This window comes from Frankia nepalensis, from assembly GCF_016786325.1.
Taxonomy (GTDB): domain Bacteria; phylum Actinomycetota; class Actinomycetes; order Frankiales; family Frankiaceae; genus Pseudofrankia; species Pseudofrankia nepalensis.
In genome coordinates, this window is sequence record NZ_JADWYU010000096.1 from 76,634 (window position 1) to 93,627 (window position 16,994).

Below are 16,994 nucleotides of genomic sequence, written 5' to 3' on the forward strand. Positions count from 1 at the left end.
GCCGTCCATCTCGGTCATCCGCCCACCGGCCACCACGGGGCGGGTTCTTCGGCGACAGTGGCTCGATCCGCGCCCACGCGGTGTCGGTGATCTCATGCCGACCAACCATGGATCATGAAGATTATCCGGTGTCCTTGATCCACGAGATACGACCCAGCCCCACGAGCGGCCCGGATGTAGCGGCCGACGACCTCGGGCGCGGCCGGGTAGCCGAAGGAGAACATGTTCTCGCGCCCGGCCCAGAACGGCTCGATGGCGATTCCGGCGACCGGCACTCCACTGCTTCGCCAGGAAGTCCATCGAGTCGCCGAGCGCGGCACTGGCGGTCACCAGGCCGAACGGTGGTGCCCTTCGCCTAGGGAAGGCGGCCCGCCCGGGCGATCTCACCGAGCCGACGGGCGGACGGCTTCACCGTGCGGGCGAAGGTGGTCCGGTCGACGGCGATCAGCCCGAACGTCATGGCGAAGCCGGACGTCCACTCGAAGTTGTCGAGCAGCGACCAGTGGAGGTAGCCGCGGACGTCGACGCCGTCGGCGACGCATCCGGCCAGTCCTTCGAGGGCGGCGGCGGTGTAGGCGATACGGGCGTCGTCGTCGGCGGTGGCGATGCCGTTCTCGGTGACCAGGACGGGGACACGGGTGTGCTCGGCCGCGAGCCGGACCGTGTGCCCGAGGGCCTGGGGGTAGATCTCCCAACCGGTCTGCGTTGTCGCGACCCCCTCCGGCACCGGCAGGACACCGTCGGGCCCGATCCGTTCCCGGGTGTAGGTCTGCACGCCGACGAAATCGTCGTCGCGGGACACGTCGAGCCAGTCGAGCTCAGCTGCCTGACGCGTGGCGGTCCAGCGCTGTTCGCCCCCGTCGGCGGGCTGGAGGTCGATGAGGGCCAGGGTCCAGCCGACGGCGGGGTTGCCAGGTCCTGATTTGATCGCCTCGACGGCCTTGCGGTGCGCGGCGGCCATCACCGCGACATCGGCGGCGGGCCAGCTCCCGCCCGACTGGGCTGCCTGGCTGTCGGTGTCGCCGGAGAGGCCGAGGCCGTCCTCGCGGGCGGCTGCCGGGATCAGGCCGAGGTGGACCATCAGCGAGATCACGTTCGGCTCGTTGAAGGTGCACACCCAGGGCACCAGATCGCCGATGTGCTCGGTGAGGCGGGCGGCGTACCGGGCGAACCGGTCCACTGCGGCGGTGCCGTTCCAGCCGCCGGCGGCGGCGAACCAGCGGGGTGTCGTGAAGTGGTTGTAGGTGACGACGGGTGTCACGCCGTGCTCCAGGCAGGTGCCGACCATGCGTCGGTAGTGGTCGAGCGCGGCCCGGGAGAAATAGCCTTCCTCGGGTTCGATCCGGGCCCATTCGACGCCGAACCGGTAGGCGTTCAGCCCAAGTCCGGCAAGGGTGGCGATATCTTCGGGATAGCGATGGTAATGGTCACACGCATCGCCCGACGGCTCGGCGAACCGTGATCCGGGAGCCCATTCGGCGGCCCACATGTCGGCGTTGACGTTTCCGCCCTCGACCTGGTGGGCGGCGGTCGCGGCACCCCAGAGAAAGCCGTCAGGGAACTGGTCGACCATCGTGGGACCTCCGGGTTTCCAGGTAGGGGATGGTGCGGTGTTGCGCCAGGCCGAAGCGCCGGGCCTGCGGAGTACGGGGACTCCGAAGACAGGGCTTCCGGAAGACAGCGCGGCCCGTTCGGTTCGCGCCGCGCTCGCGGTTGTCAGGTGGTGTCCGCGGGTGTCGCGAGGACGGCGAGCAGGTCGCGTTCGATGGCCGGTGCCTGTTCGGGGAAGTGCTCCAGAAGGGCGCGCAGGTTGGGCAGGGATGGTTCGGTGTCACTGTCAGCGTCGCTGAGCTGCGGCAGGTGCTGGAGGAACGCGGCTCGCAGCGCGGCCCAGGTCGCCGGGTCGTGGAAGAGGACCTTCAGCGGCGTGTCGAGGGTGTAGATGGGCCGCGCCGGCGTCGGGATGTCGTATTCCCAGTGGTGGTGGCCTGGGCCGACGTGGACGGTGAGGTCGTCCGGATGGCGCGGGAGGACCACGTCGGCGGTCGTGCCGCTGGGGATGGTGACGTCGACGGTCATGCGACGGCCGGGATCGTGCCGCCAGGCGACGCCTGCCCGTCCGTGCGGGGTGTCGTGAGTGACGGTCGCGTGCGTGAGCCCGCCGCCGGGTTGAGGGATGATCCGGATGCGGCGGTAGCCGGGTTCGGCGGGCGTAAGGCCGCCGACGACGCGGTGCAGCCAGTCAGCGATCGCGCCGAGGGCGTAGTGGTTGAGCGAGGTCATGCCGGTGTCGTGTAGCGACCCGTCCGGTGTGATGGCGTCCCACCGTTCCCAGATCGTCGTCGCGCCCTGGGTCACCGGGTAGAGGAACGAGGGGCATTCGGTCTGGAGCAGCAACCTGTAGGCGGTGTCGAGGTGGCCGGTGCGGCTCAGGGCGTGGGCGACCAATGGTGTGCCGGCGAAGCCGGTGCTGATCCGGTACTTGGCCTTGGTGACCAGGTCGGCGAGCCGGCGCCCAGCCCGCTGCTGCTGGTCGGGGCGGAGAATGTCGAAACAGATGGCCAGGGCGTAGGCGGTGACGGTGTCGTTCGCGACCAGGCCGGCGGGGGTGACCCACTCGTCGCGGAACGCCGCGCGGACGCGCTGGTGCAGCGTCGAGTACCTCGCGGCGTCCTCGGTGCGGCCCAGGGCGTCGGCGGCCTGGGCGAGCTCGCTGGTGGTCCTGCACAGGTAGGCGCAGGCTACAAGGTAGGCGTCGGTCTTTCCGCCGGCCGGGTTGGTGGGTGGCGCGTCCGGGTCGAGCCAGTCGCCGAACTGGAAACCCGAGTTCCACAGGCCCCGCTCGTCGAGCATGTCCTCGACGCTGTCGATGAACGCGGTCATCGAGGCGTACTGGCGGGCGAGGATCTCAAGGTCGCCGTACTCCTGGTACAGCGCCCACGGCAGGCTGACGGCGGCGTCTCCCCACAGCGCAGTCGGGGTCGTGATCGGCATCGACAGCGCGTCCGGGACAACAAGGGGTACGTAGCCCTTCTCCCGTTGCTCGGCCGCGAGGTCGGCGAGCCATGAGCCGAGCAGGTCATGGACGTCGTAGAGGAACGCGGCGGTGGGGGCGAACGCGTTGAGGTCGCCGGTCCAGCCCAGGCGTTCGTCACGTTGCGGGCAGTCGGTCGGCACGCCGACGAAGTTTCCGCGCATGGACCAGACGACGTTGCGGTGCAGCTGGTTGACGAGCTCGTTCGAGGTCTCGAACCAGCCGGTCCGGCGCAGGTCGCTGTGCACGACCACCGCCCGCAGCGCGTCCGCGTCGAGCTGCCCGGGCCAGCCGTCGACCTCGACGTAGCGGAACCCGTGGAACGTGAACCGCGGCTCCCACGTCTCCGGGTCGGCGTCGCCGCGCAGGGTGTACCGGTTGGTCGCGAGCGCGGTGCGGTTGGTGCGGAAGTCGATCTCGCCGTCGATAAGCGTCTCGGCGTGCCGCAGAGTGATCGTGGCGCCGGGCTCGCCCTGGACGGTGAGGCGGACCCAGCCGGACAGGTTCTGGCCGAAGTCGACGACGGTACGCCCCGCCGGGGTGGTGAGGATCTTGACCGGCGCCAGCTGTTCGATCCGCCGGATCGGCGGCGCCTGCGGGGCGATCAGGATGTCCAGGTCGTGCTCGACGACCTCGACCGGCGACCAGCCGGCGTCGTCGAAGCCGGGTTCGCTCCAGCCGTCCGGGTGGCATCGCGCGTCGTAGGTCTCGCCGTCGTAGATGCCGTCGGCCAGGACCGCGCCGGTGCCCGCCCGCCAGTCGGCGTCGCTGCCGACGGTCTCGGCCCGGTCGCCGTAGTCGAGGTCGAGCCGCAGGAACCCGGCTGGGCGATCGGCCCACAGACCCCGTCGGCCTTCCTCCCAGGTCAGCCGGCCCACCGCCCAGCCCTCGCCCAGGATCGCGCCGAGCGCGTTCGCGCCCTCGACCAGCAGACCGGTGACGTCGTGACTGCTTACGACCAGCCGGTGCCGGTAGGACGTCCACCCCGGGCACAGGACCTCGTCACCGACCCGGCTCCCGTTCAGATGTGCCTCGACCAGCCCCAACGCGGTGACGTGCAGGGTGGCTGACCGCAGGCCAGGGCCAACGGTGAACTCTCGGCGCAGATACGGCGCCGGGGCCGGCCCCTGCCCAGTGGGGTGAGCAGGCGCGGCAATGAACCTGGCGGTCCATGAGGGGGACACGGGACCTCAATCCTTCGGCAGGACGCCGGAAGCGGTGGCTGCCTCCGCGGCCCTGGTAGTCGTGCCGTGGCCGGCAGGCGATGGTCAGGCGGTGGCCGCGGTCAGGGTGATCGTGCTGGCGCAGCGGATGTCGTCGCTGCCGAAGCCAGCCAGCACGGTCACCTCACCGGCTTCGATGCCCCGTGTGCCGTCGAGGTTCGTGTAGAAGAGCCGCTCGACCGGGGCTTCGAGAGTGGCCGTCGTACGCTGGCCCGCCGCGAGCGCGAGGCGGGCGAAGCCGATCAGCTGGCGGACAGGGCGGACGATGGTGGCGGCCCCGTCGCGGGCGTAGAGCTGCACGACAGTCTCGCCGTCGACGGTGCTGGTGTTCGTCACGACGAGCCGGGCTCGGATGATCCCGTCGGTCTCCTCGATCGCCGGTCCGGCGGAGTCGTCGAGGGTGACGTCGAAGGTGCTGTAGGACAGGCCGTGGCCGAAGGCGTAGAGCGGGCTGCTGTCGGCGAGGTCGTTGTAGCCGTGCCGGGTGCCGGTGGGGTGGCCGTAGCCGCTGCCGTGGTGGTGCCCGTGGTAGACCGGCAGCTGGCCGAGGTGGCGGGGGAACGTGCTGGGCAGCTTGCCACTCGGGTTTACCAGGCCGAAGACCGCGTCGGCGATCGCCTCGCTGGCCTCCTCTCCGAGCAGCGGCGCGAGCAGCACCGCGTTCGACGCTTGTGCGACGGCGTCGAGCAGCAGCGGCCGTCCGGAGACGACGACGGTCACCAGCGGCTTCCCGGTCGCCGCGAGCAGCGCGATGAGCTCGGCTTGGTCGCCCGGCAGGGCGGGCTCGGCGGTCGACTGGCCCTCACCAGCGGTGTTGTTACCGACCCAGCCGGTCCGCTCGCCGACCACGGCGATGACGATGTCGGCACCTGCCACCGCCTGCTCAACAGCGAACTGGTCCAGCTGGTACGCGGCGTCCGGCTCGAACCGCCCGAGCGGGACGTGCTCGATGGACGGGTCGATCCGCCGCAGCGCGTCGAGCACGGTGGGCATGTCGGGGTGGATCCGCTGTACCTCCACCTCGAACCTGTCGTCGATGCCCGGCATCCGGGTCTGGAAGATGTCGGTGAAGACAAAGGTCGCCGGGTCGACGCCGGGGATCTGCCCGGTCATCACCGCGATCATCCCCAGTGGCACCTCGGCGTTCGAGACCGAGGTGTACGCGCCGAAGTGGATGCGCAGCTCGTCAGCCGCGGGGCCGACCACAACGACCCGACCACCGCGGGGCATGAGAGGCAGCGTCCCGTCGTTGTCGAGCAGGACCAGGCCCCGCTCGGCGACGGCGCGACGTACCGCCGCCGCCTCACCGCGATCCTGGGCCGTGGGCGCGGACGTAGCGCCAGGCGCCGTCATCCCCGGGATGAGTCCGGCTCGTGCCTTGGCGGCGAGCACCCGGGTGACGGCCGTGTCGATGACCCGCTCGTCGAGCCGGCCACCGCGGACCTCCTCGACCAGGTGGGAGTAGTTCGTGTCGCCGGGAAGCTCGACGTCGAGACCGGCGCTGACCGCCTGGACGGCGGCCTGGGCCGGCGAGTCCGCGGTGTGGAAGAACCGGGTCTGCAGGGTGACAGAGTCGTAGTCGCTGACGACGACGCCGGTGAAGCCGAGCTGGTCGCGCAGCAGTTCGGTGAGCAGCCAACGGTCCGCGACGCAGGGAACACCGTCGATCTCGTTGTAGGAGTTCATCACGGTCGCGAGGCCGGCCTCGGCGATCGCGCGGCGGAACGGCTCGGCGTACTCGTCGACGAGCGCGCGGCGCCCTAGCTGGGTGACGGCCTGGTTGAGGCCGCCTTCGGAGGCGCCGTAGCCGACGAAGTGCTTTCCGGTGGCGAGCAGTCCTGACTCGCCGTCCGCGCCCTGGATGCCGCGCACGAAGGCGACGGAGAACTGCGCGGCGAGTTCGGGGTCCTCGCCATAGGTCTCGTGTACCCGGCCCCACCGCGGGTCGCGAGCCAGGTCCATGACCGGGGAGAACAGCAGGTGGACTCCGGTCGCGCGCATGTGGGCGGCGGTCACGGTGGCCGCCTGGGTCACCAGCGACGGCTCCCAGGTCGCCGCCTGTGCCCAGGAGGTCGGGAACTGCGACCCGGACGCGTGCAGGAAGCCGTTGATGCCCTCGAAATGCACCAGCGCGCCGATGCCGAACGGCGCGACCTCCCGGATCGCGGCCTGAACACGTTCGAGGTCGGATCGCAGGCTTTCCGTGTCGTGGCCGAGGAACCAGGCCAGCGAGAGCTGGCCGACGCCGTGTGGCCGCAGCCCCGATAGCAGGCTGAGGTCGAGTTCAGGGCTCGCCGCGTCCAGGCTGGCGCCGGGCTGTTGCGTGATGAGGTCGGTGACGGCGAACCCGGTGAGCTGGGCGACCTTCTGTTCCAGCGTGAGCCGGGAGACGAGATCCGAGACCTTCTCGGGCGTCCACGTGCTGGCGGTCATGGTTGCGTCGCCTCTTCCTTTTGGACGTCGCCCGGCGCGGACGAGTTCTCGCCGGCCGGCCGCAAGAATGCGAGGTCGGGGGTCGGGTAGCGCAGGCCGATCTGGGCGCGCACGGCGTCGAGCGTCCGCAGTACGGACACGGACTCCGCCAGCGGCATGACGTCGCTGTCCAGGTGTCCGGCGCTCAGCTGTTCGTGGACGTGGCGGATCTGGTGGTGCAGGCCGCCGCCGGCCCGGTCGTGCGGTTTGACCGAGCCCGTGTCCGCCTCGCCAATGCCTGCGGGGTCAAGGGTGGCTGGCAGGTGCAGGTGCTCGGTGCCAGCTGGGCTGCGGACGACCAGCCCGTCCGGGCAGTGCATCATCGCGGGCAGCTCGATGCTGCCGTCGGTGCCGGAGATCCGGCCAGTGCAGCCGAGACTCGCGCGCAGGGAGGCCTTCGCGAGCGCCACCGCGCCGGCCCGGTAGCCCATCAGGATCGCGACGTGCTCGTCGACGCCGGTCTCGCCAAGCTCGCCGACAGCGCTGACCTGGTCGGGCTCGCCGAGCAGCATGCTGGCCAGCGAGATCGGGTAGACGCCGAGATCGAGCAGCGCGCCACCGCCCTGGGCGGGGTCGAACAGCCGGTCACCCGGCGTCGCCGGCAGTTGGAAGCCGAAATCGCCGTCGACGGCCAGCACGGTCCCGATCGCGCCCGCCGCGACCAGCTCCCGGATCCTGACGTAGGCGGGCAGGAAACGGCTCCACATCGCCTCCATCAAGAATCGGCGCTGCGCACGAGCCGCTGCCACCATCTCGGCTGCCTGCGCCGCGTCCATGGCGAACGGCTTCTCGCACAGCACGCCACGTCCCGCTTGTAGGAAGAGCAACGTGTGCGGATGGTGATGGGACGCCGGGGTGGCGACGTATACAAGGTCGACATCATCGTCGGCGGCGAGTTCCTCGTAGGAGCCGTACCTGTGTCGGGGCGGGATCGCGAACCGCTCGCCGAACTTGTCGGCTGTCTGGTGCTGGCGTGAGCCGACGGCGACGAGCTCGGCGTCGGGCAGCCGGCCCAGCGCCGCGGCGAACCCGCTCGCGATGGCACCGGTGCCCGCGATTCCCCACCGGAACGACATGAGACATCCCTCGTTGCCCAGACCGATGGCCGGGCGTGGCGTGATGATCCGACGCGGCCCGGCCGGTCAGAAGGGCCGGGCCGCGTGGCGTGGGCGGACGGGTCAGCCGGTGGCGAGCAGGAACGCCCTCTTCGCCGGATCCCACAAGTAGATGCGCGGTGGGATGTTGCCGTTCGGCGTCTGGCGGCTGTATGTCGCGGCGTCGGTGAACGTCGGGACGTGGAAGGTGCCCAGGGAGAAGGCGGCGTCCTGGAAGGACTTGTAGGTGAGGTCCTTGCCCGCCTTCTTGGCGATGGCCTGGAAAAGGGCCAGGTAGCGGCAGGCGACCGATTCGGACGTGCCCCACGCGGGCTGATCGGGGGGCGTGAACGCCGGGTCGATGATTTTGCCCTTGAGTTCGGGCATCGCGGCCTCGATCGTGGGGAGACACGTGTTGATGGCCGGGTCGGTGTAGTTGGCGTCCTGTCCGATCGTCAGCGAGTCGCGCAGCACGCTCAAGTCGCTGTCGCGGTTGCTGAAGATGTAGGAGCCAACGGTGTTGACGCTCGCGAACAGCAGGCGGGGGCGGTAGCTGGTCTTCTGGAGCTCGGCGGGGAACGCCGCCTGGGAGCCGCCGACGACGAGCACGGTGTCCACGCCCGCGGACTGGAACTTCTGGATGAAGACGTTCAGCTGCGATGACACCGCGGCCGGGTCCTTGAGGTCGGCGTCGAGGACACCGGTCTCGGTGACGGGGATGTTCTTGGCGCGCAGGGCTGGCAGGACGACCTCGTCCAGGGTCGGCTGGTCGTCGCGGTAGGCGACGATGGCGAGCTTCTTGCCGGTCAGGACGCCCTTGTCGATAAACAGCTGCAGACCTTGGCCAAGCTCGTCGCCACCCCGGAGGTCGGAGATCCAGGGCGCCTGAGCCTTGGCGTAGCGCTCGGCGTTGAGGTCACCGCCGAGGACCAGCGTCTTGTGGGTCTGGACGTAGCAGTTCACGTCGTCGGCGTTGAGGCTGCCGAGGACGGCGAAGACCTTCTCGTCCTCGGTCAGCCGCACGCAGGTCTCCTGCGCGCCTGTGGGCGAAATGACGTCGACAGCGCCGAACACCGGAATGATCTTTCGGCCGTCGATGCCGCCATCTTTGTTGACCTTGTCGACGAGGGCGGTGAACACGGCCTGGTAGTCGCCGTGGTCGACGTCGAGGAACTGCTTGACCTTGGACAGGTCCGGATAGACGAAGCCAATCTTGATGCTGTCGGCGGTCACCCCGGGCGCGATCGCCGGCGCCGGCGGGGCCGGATACGCCTCGGCGGTGGTGGCGCCAACCGGCGGTTTGTCGGCCTCGTCGTTCGGCTTGACGCTGCAGGCGGTGACGGCGAGGGCGACGGCTCCCGCGAGGACTAACGCGCTGTATCTGCGAGCGCGGCGACGTGAGGTCATCTGACAGAACTCCAAGAGAGGGATACGGCTAAATGCACGGTTCACATGACAGGCGGCGGCGCACTGGCGCCTGGGCAGTGCGTCGGGTTACGCAGGTGCTGTCGCGCTGGTGGCAATGGGGTCGTTTCCCCCCGGGACGGGCGCGGTGCCGCTGCGGCTGATGGCGCGTTCGTCGGTGCCGAGGTAGCTGGCGATGACCTTCGGGTCGTCGCGGACGACGCCCGGGGTGCCCTCGGCGAGGACGCGACCGGTCTCGAGGCAGTAGACGCGGTCGCCGATGCCCATGATCAGTGGCATGTCGTGCTCGATGACGAGCATGGCGGCGTCGAGCTCGCGGCGGATCTCCTGGATGAGCGGGCCGAACGCCTCCGTTTCTCGCTGGGCGACTCCCGCGGTTGGCTCGTCGAGGCAGAGCAGGCGGGCGTCGAGGGCGAGCAGGCCGGCGAGCTCGACGATGCGCCGGGTGCCAGTAGACAGGTCGGCGATGAACGCGTCGGCGTAGCGGCCGAGGCCGAGGAAGCCGATGAGGTCGTCGGCAGCCGACCGCTGGGCGCGTTCCCGGGTGAACGTGTGTGGCAGGTGCAGGGCGGTGGACAGGAGCCCGGTGCGGCCGCGAGCCTCCAGGGCGATCTGTACGGTCTGGCGGACGGTGAGCTCGGGGAAGAGGGTCGCGGCCTGGAAGGTGCGGCCAAGTCCGGCCCGGGCACGGGCGGTGGGGCAGGCGGCGGTGACGTCGCTGCCCAGAAGCTCGACGGTGCCGGTGGCGGGAGCGAAGCCGCCGATGGCGTTCATGAGGGTGGACTTGCCGGCGCCGTTGGTGCCGATCAGTCCGACGATCTCGCCGGGCCCGACGCGCAGGGACACCCCGTCGACGGCGGTGAGACCGCCGAAGCGGACCCGGACGTCGCTGGTCGCCAGCACCGGCCGTCCCGCGGGTAGCGGCTGGCGGGGGACGGTCCGGGTGAGCGCCGCGGCCGTGGCGGCCTTTGGTGCGCTGGCCGGGGCAGGGCCGAGCCGCCTGGCGGCGAGCCGTAGGAGTGCGTCGCGGGCGGCGTAGCCGATCTGGACGAGGCCGCCGGGGAAGTAGAGCAGCAGGATGAGCAGGCCGAGGCTGGAGGTGAGCAGGGGGACGAGGCCGTTGCCGGGGAAGATCGCCGGCAGGCCGATGACCCAGAGGGCGCCGAGCACCGGGCCGTACACCGAGCCGAGGCCGCCGATGACGACGATCGCGACGAGGGCGAGCGAGTCGGCGGACAGGAAGTACCGGTCGCTGTAGGGGACGTTCTGGACGGCGCCGGCGAGCAGGCTGCCGCCTAGGCCGGCGATCCCGCCGGCGAGCGCGAACGCGCGCAGCTTCACCCGGGTCGCCCCGACGGTGTAGGCCGCGGCGGTCGCCGGGTTGTCCCGCACTCCGATGGTGGTCCGACCGATCCCGGAACGGCGCAGCCGGGCGACGACGGCCAGCACGACGGCCAGCACGACCAGGACGAGGTAGTAGTAGGCGCGCTGGCTGGTGATGTCGATGCCGAAGACGGTGTCGCGGGTGAACGAGGCCGTGTGGGCGCCGGCGTCCTGGAACAGGTCGCGGCGGTAAAGGTACTGCTCCGCGGCGATCCCGAACGCGAAGGTGCTGACCGCCAGCAGCAGCCCGCGTACCCGCAGCGCGCCCGCGCCGACCACGGCGGCGAGCAGCGCGGCGACGAGGCTCGCGAGCAGGACGGCCACGGGGAACGGCAGGGCGTTCAGCTCGATGGTGCTGCCCCCGACCGGGATCTGCATACCGCGGTTCAGGGCCGCGGCGGTGAGCGCGCCGAGGCCGGCGAAGGCCATCTGGCCGAGGGAGAGCTGCCCGGCCCAGCCGGTGAGGATGGTGACCGAGGCCGCGCAGATCGCGTAGCAGAGGATGATCGTGTAGAGCAGCTGCCGTGAGGCCTGAGGAACGAGCAGCGGCAGGACGACCGCGAGCGCGCCGAGCGCCAGCAGCGGGGCACGCTCGAGCTGGCGGACCCACCACAGGTCGCGCAGCCGCTCGGGGATCGGCGCCGCCTTGGGAGCGAACGAGAACGACGAGGCCTCGGTGTCGCGGCTACGGCTGACCAGGAACACCGCGGCCAGGACCAGCAGGAAGACCACGAGGTCGGTCAGGCCGGGCTGGTCGAGCCAGTTGAACTGGATGAACGACTGCAACAGGCCCAGGACGACACCGGCGAGCAGCGCGATCCGCAGCGACACCATCCGGGCGAGCACCGCCGCGGCCAGCGCCCGCAGCAGGGTGGTGGGGCCGAGGGTGGCGATCTGGCTCAGGGACTTGTTCTGCGCCGAGATCATGATGAGGCAGAGCGTGCCGATCAGCCCGGCCAGCGCCCACATCGCGGTGGAGACGAGCTTTGGGCTGATGCCCTGCAGCCTCGCGAGCTCCGGGTTACTCGCCGAGGCCCGCACCGTGCGTCCGAGCACCGTACGGCTCAGGAACAGGCCGAGCAGGATCGCGACGAGGGGAACCGTGATCAGGACACTCAGCTGCGCCCCGGTGATCCGCAGGCCGTCGACCGGGGACCACGTCCCGCCCCAGGGCACCGGGTAGTTTTCCGTCGGGTAGTCGTCGAGGTCCGGAAGGGCGGTGACGATGGTGAGCGCGAGCTGCGCGACGCCGATGGTGGCGACGAGCAGGATCACCCGGGGCGCGGCGAACAGCCGGCGGACCACGGCGAGGTCGACGAGTGCGCCGAACGCCGTGCCGACCACGAGCGCGATGACCAGGGCGATCCAGTACGGCACGTTCCACCGCACCACGAGCAGCGCGAACAGAACGGAGCCGACGAGGCCCATGTTCGCGACCGCGAAGTTGATGACCCGGCTGGAGCGGTGCACCAGCACGATGCCGATCGCGAGCAGGCCGATGACCAGCCCGGAGACGGCGCCGTCGAACAGCAGCTGGGTGGTTGGCATCTGCATGACTTCTCAGCCACCTTCCCGGCCGAGGAACACCGCGCGGGCGAGGTCGTCGCGTTCGGCGAGCTCACGGGCCGGCCCGGTGAAGCGGACCTGGCCCTTCTCCAGGAACACCGCCCGGTCGGCAATGGCCAGCGCGATGTTCAACGACTGCTCGACGACGACGATCGTCAGCCCGTCGGCCTTGAGCCGCTCCAGGATCGCCAGCAGGTCCTGCACCACCGCCGGCGCGAGCCCAAGAGACAGCTCGTCGATCAGCAGTACCTCGGGGTCGTGCAGCAGCACCATCGCGAGCGCGAGCATCTGCTGCTGCCCGCCGGACAGCGACCCGGCCAGCTGGGACTGGCGGCCGGCGAGGTCGGGGAAGAGGTCGAGGACGTAGGCGAACCGGCGGTCGCGGTCGGCCCGGTCGCGACGCATCCGGAACGCCGCCATCTCCAGGTTCTCCCGGATCGACATGTCCGGGAACACGCCCTTGCCGCCCGGCAGCAGGTGCACGCCGTACTTCCCGCGCTGTTCCGGGGAGACGTAGGTGATCGTGCGGCCGTTCAGGCGCACGACGCCGCGCGACGGGGTGCCGAGCCCGCAGATGACCTTCAGGATCGTCGACTTGCCGGCGCCGTTCGTCCCGAGCAGCGCCAGCGTCTCGCCGCGGCGGACCTCGAACGCGACGTCGAACAGCACCTGGACGTTGCCGTAGGAGAAGTCGACGCCGTTGACCTGCAGCACCGGGACGTTCTCCGGATCGGCCCGCTGCCGGTCGCGTTCGGCGAGCTCCTCGCGCAGGTCCGCGACGACCAGGGACAGGTCGTTCTTCACGAACGACGCGCCGCGGATCATCATCAGCCCGCCGACCAGGGTCGCCGGAATGCCGACCACCAGCACGGCGACCCGCGGGTCGTAGGCGTTACTGATCAGCCCGGACAGCAGCGCGCCGCCGGTGGCGCCGACGAAGAACATGTAGACCGCGGCCAGCGCCATGCCCAGCCCTCGCAGCCGGTAGGGCGTCACCGACTGCACCACCGGGCCGACCATCGCGAACGCGACCGACGCGAACACCGCGCCGGGAATACCCAGCAGCATGAACCCGACCCAGCCTGGCATGAACCACTGGACCGGCAGCAGTACCGCGCCCGGCAGCACGCACAGCCCGAGCAGCCGCACCGCCCGCTCGGGATCGCGGTGGTAGAGCCGGTCATAACGGGGCGCGACTATCGGCAGGGCGACCACGAAGGCGGCGCCGCCGAGGGAACCCGCCAGGCCCCGCTGGAACGTCGACATCCCGTAGTGGTCCTCGGCCCACAGATTCGCCAGCACGCTCGTGGTGAACAGGCTGAAACCCAGCGCCGAGAACGCGATGATCGCCGTCCTCAGAGTCCGGATACGCATCAGCCGGGCGAAGGCCGCCTCGACCGAAATCGGCGCCGGCGCGGCGTCCTCGATCACCTCGCCGAGTACGGAGCGCATCTCGTGCTGGCCGCGCGGCGGCTCCGGCAGTCGGAACGCCACGACCGCGACCAGCAGCGCCGGCAGCCCAAGGATGAAGAACGGCCAGCGCCAGCCGTTCTCCCCGCCGGCCCAGGTCGCGATCCCCGCGACGATCAGCGGGCTCAGCGCGCCGGCGGCGCGTGCCGCTCCGTACACCGACGCCGATAGCCGGCCCCGCACCCCGATCGGATAGGCGTCCGCGATCAGCGAGCTGTGCGCCGTGTTGTTGCTCGACTTCGCCACCCCGACCCCGAACCGGGCCAGGAAGAACAGGAACGCGTTCGCCGCCAGCCCGGAGGCCAGCACCATCAGCGAGAACACGACACCGGCCCAGCCGATCACCCGGCTACGCCGGAAGCGGTCCGCCAAAAAGCCCATCGGCAACGCACCGAGCACCAGGAACGCACCGGCCGCCGCCGAGATGAACACGATCGCGCCGTCGGACAGCCCGAACGCGTCTCGGATGTCCGGGGCCAGCACCGACAGCGCCGCCGACTCCAGCTCGTCCAGCGCGTTCAGCAGCACCAGGACCAGAAACGTCAGTGAACCACCCGCGGCCAGCCCCTGACGCAGCGACAGGGACTCGCCGCCGACACCCGGCAGCAACTCGTCGGCGAACAGCACCTCACGCCGCGCCTGGGCTTGCCGCTCCTGGCGCTCCGCCTCCGCGTCGATCAGACCTGTGGCCAGCTCCGCCGCCGACGGCGCGGAACCCTGGACAGGCCTGTCAGAGCCCTGGACGGGGCTGACGGGCGCGCTCACCGGCTCGTCCGAGGGTCGGGCGATAACCGGGACTCGAACAGGTCGGACACCGTTGGCCTACTTTCCGGGGGATGCCAGTGCCGCGGGCGACGCCTCGCCGACGGCGGTGCTGGACAGGTAGGAGCGGCGGCCCTCCAGGACCACTGGGTCGCCCACGACTTCGAAGGCGCCGCGCAGCCGGATGTCGTCGGATGAGCCGCCCACGAGGACTTGGACCGGGCCGGGTTCCAGCACGAACCGTCCGTCGAGGCCGATGTAGCCGAGCTGGCTCATCGCCACGGTGAACGCGACGGCCGCCGCCGCCCCGGGGGCGAGACCGAGCCGGAGGAAGCCGACCAGTTCCTGGGCCGGCCGGGTGACACCGGTGGCCTGGTCGGAGAAGTAGAGCTGCACGACCTCGTCGCCGGCCCGGTCGCCGGAGTTCCGCACGGTCAGGCGGACGGTCACCGCCGCGTCGACGTCGGCGGCATCAACGTCCGAGGGGCTGATCGCGAAGTCGCCGTAGTCGAACGTGGTGTAGCTCAGGCCGTGGCCGAACGGAAACAGCGGGGTCGACGGCATGTCCAGGTAGTCCTGGTGCATGTCGTGCTCGGTCCGCCGGTAGCCGGAGCCGGTCGGCTGACCAGAGTAGATGGGCACCTGCCCGGAGTGGCGGGGAAGCGAGATCGGGAGCTTTCCACCGGGGTTCACGTCACCGAACAGGACCTCGGTCATGGCCATGGCCGCGTGTTGGCCGCCGTAGTACCCGTACAGCAGGGCGGGCAGCGCGTCCACGACCGCGGCCAGCGCCATTGGCCGGCCGGTGTGGACGATGCCGACGCAGGGGGTGCCGGTGGCCGTCACGGCCCGGACGAGGGCGACCTGGTTCGCCGGGAGGTCGAGGTTCGCGGTGTCGCTGTCCTCGCCTTCGGTGATGCTCGAGGTGAACCAGCCGCCCCGCCCGCCGAGGGCGAGGATCACCACGTCGGCGTTCCTGGCGGCCGCCACCGCCACCGAGATGTCGGCCGGCTCCTCGTCCAGCACTCCGCATCCCGCGGTCACCGTCACTTCCGCATCAGGGACGGCGGCGCGGACGGCTTCGGCGAGGGACTGCGCGCCGTACATCTCGCGCAAATAGTCGTCGGCCGGCTTCCCGAGCGGGCCCGACAACTCCTCGATCATCAGCCGGATGGTCTCGTCTGTGAACATCGCGGCCATCTGCTCGGTGCCGGGAATCGTTCGCTGCTCGCCCCGCCGGGCGACGAACATCTGCAACGCGCCCGGATAGGTGTAAGCGGGGAACGCGAACCCGATGCTGTCGGCGTGCGGGCCGATGATCGCGATCCGCCGCAGGTCGCGGGACAGCGGCAGCTGGCCCTCGTTCTTCAACAGGGTGACGGACTGCCGGGCGAGATCGTGGGCGAGATCGGCACCGGCCCGGGCCGTCGTGTTGATGACGACCGGGTCCTCGGGAACGTAGGGCTGATCGAACAGGCCGAGGGCGAACTTGTCCCGCAGCACCCGCCAGCAGGCCTGATCCAGCTGCTCCAGCGGAACCGCTCCACGCTCGACGGCCTGGGCGAGGACCGGGCCGTAGCCGTCGGGAATCGGCAGCTCGACGTCGAGGCCGGCGGCCAGCGCCAGCCGACCGGCCTCCTCGGCGTCGCGGGCGACCCGCAGCCGCCGGTGCAGGTGGCCGACGGTGTCGTAGTCGGAGACGACGGTGCCGGTGAAGCCAAGGCGGTCGCGCAGCAGGCCAGTGAGGATCTCGCGGCTCGCACCGGCCGGAACGCCGTCGACCGTGCTGTAGGAATTCATCACCGCGGCCAGCCCGGCCAGCTTGATGGCGGCCTCGAACGGGCGGGCGTACACCTCGTACAGCTCGCGCGGCCCGACGGTCGTTCTGGCCATGTTCTGGCCGGCCTCGGTGAGGCCGTAGCCCAGGAAGTGCTTGCCGGTCGCGATGGCGCCCTCGCGCAGGTCGGTGCCCTGCATGCCGCGGGTGAACGCGACGCTCATCGCTGAGACCAGGTACGGGTCCTCACCGTAGGTCTCGTGTACCCGCCCCCACCGCGCGTCCCGCGCCACATCCATCACCGGGGAGAGCACGAACGGGTGGCCGATCGCCCGGACCTGCCGGCGCAGGATGGCGGCCATTTCCTCGACCCCGTCCGGGTTCCAGGTAGCGGCCAGCCCGATCGCCGTCGGGAACGTCGTGAACCCGGGCGACACCACCCCGTTCAGCGCCTCCACATGGAAGATCGCCGGGATGCCGAGCCGGGTCCGGGTGACCAGGAACCGCTGGATCTCGTTGACGGTCTTCGCCACCTGGTCGGGTGCCTTGTGACCCAGCATGCCCAGCCCCGTGACGTGCCCGACCCCCAAACCCAGGATGCGCTGGGCGGCGTCCGGAAGCAGGCCGTCCACGCCGAGAAGTCCGGCCGGCGGCACCCCAGTGACCTGCCGCGACTTCTCCTCGACGGTCATCATCCGTAAGAGTTCGGTCGCGCGAGCCTCCGGACTCGAGGTGGCGTCCTGGCTCATGCACGCCTCCTTGGTGCTCCGCCCCATGCCGCCGGGAAG

General features: G+C 70.6%; 9 protein-coding genes. All 9 read right to left on the reverse strand.

The features are described from left to right. Positions 1-92: 92 nt before the first annotated feature. Positions 93-275 (reverse strand): hypothetical protein, encoded by a 183-nt coding sequence (locus tag I6A81_RS43115; RefSeq protein ID WP_238428030.1) that lies wholly within the window; start codon positions 273-275, stop codon positions 93-95. 80 nt (positions 276-355) lie between these two features. Further along, positions 356-1,573 carry a glycoside hydrolase family 1 protein gene (locus tag I6A81_RS08755; RefSeq protein ID WP_202998840.1) on the reverse strand — a complete coding sequence of 406 codons (1,218 nt, stop codon included), beginning with the start codon at positions 1,571-1,573 and terminating at the stop codon, positions 356-358. A gap of 143 nt (positions 1,574-1,716) precedes the next feature. After that, positions 1,717-4,218 (reverse strand): alpha-L-rhamnosidase, encoded by a 2,502-nt coding sequence (locus I6A81_RS08760; RefSeq protein ID WP_202998839.1) that lies wholly within the window; start codon positions 4,216-4,218, stop codon positions 1,717-1,719. 84 nt (positions 4,219-4,302) lie between these two features. Next, positions 4,303-6,690 (reverse strand): glycoside hydrolase family 3 N-terminal domain-containing protein, encoded by a 2,388-nt coding sequence (locus tag I6A81_RS08765; protein WP_202998838.1) that lies wholly within the window; start codon positions 6,688-6,690, stop codon positions 4,303-4,305. Next, positions 6,687-7,805, reverse strand: coding sequence for a Gfo/Idh/MocA family protein (locus I6A81_RS08770; protein WP_202998837.1), 1,119 nt, complete (start codon positions 7,803-7,805; stop codon positions 6,687-6,689). The genes I6A81_RS08765 and I6A81_RS08770 overlap by 4 nt, the downstream gene beginning before the upstream one ends. Before the next feature lie 102 nt (positions 7,806-7,907). After that, positions 7,908-9,230 (reverse strand): ABC transporter substrate-binding protein, encoded by a 1,323-nt coding sequence (locus I6A81_RS08775; protein ID WP_202998835.1) that lies wholly within the window; start codon positions 9,228-9,230, stop codon positions 7,908-7,910. A gap of 87 nt (positions 9,231-9,317) precedes the next feature. Next, the gene (locus I6A81_RS08780) at positions 9,318-12,185 is read right to left on the reverse strand and encodes an ABC transporter permease subunit (RefSeq protein ID WP_202998833.1); all 2,868 of its coding nucleotides are present in this window, start codon (positions 12,183-12,185) and stop codon (positions 9,318-9,320) included. A gap of 6 nt (positions 12,186-12,191) precedes the next feature. Beyond that, the gene (locus I6A81_RS08785; RefSeq protein WP_407661275.1) at positions 12,192-14,432 is read right to left on the reverse strand and encodes an ATP-binding protein; all 2,241 of its coding nucleotides are present in this window, start codon (positions 14,430-14,432) and stop codon (positions 12,192-12,194) included. Between the two features lie 57 nt (positions 14,433-14,489). Continuing rightward, positions 14,490-16,955: a glycoside hydrolase family 3 protein gene (locus I6A81_RS08790; protein WP_202998922.1), complete on the reverse strand. Its 2,466-nt coding sequence runs from the start codon at positions 16,953-16,955 to the stop codon at positions 14,490-14,492. Positions 16,956-16,994 lie beyond the last annotated feature (39 nt).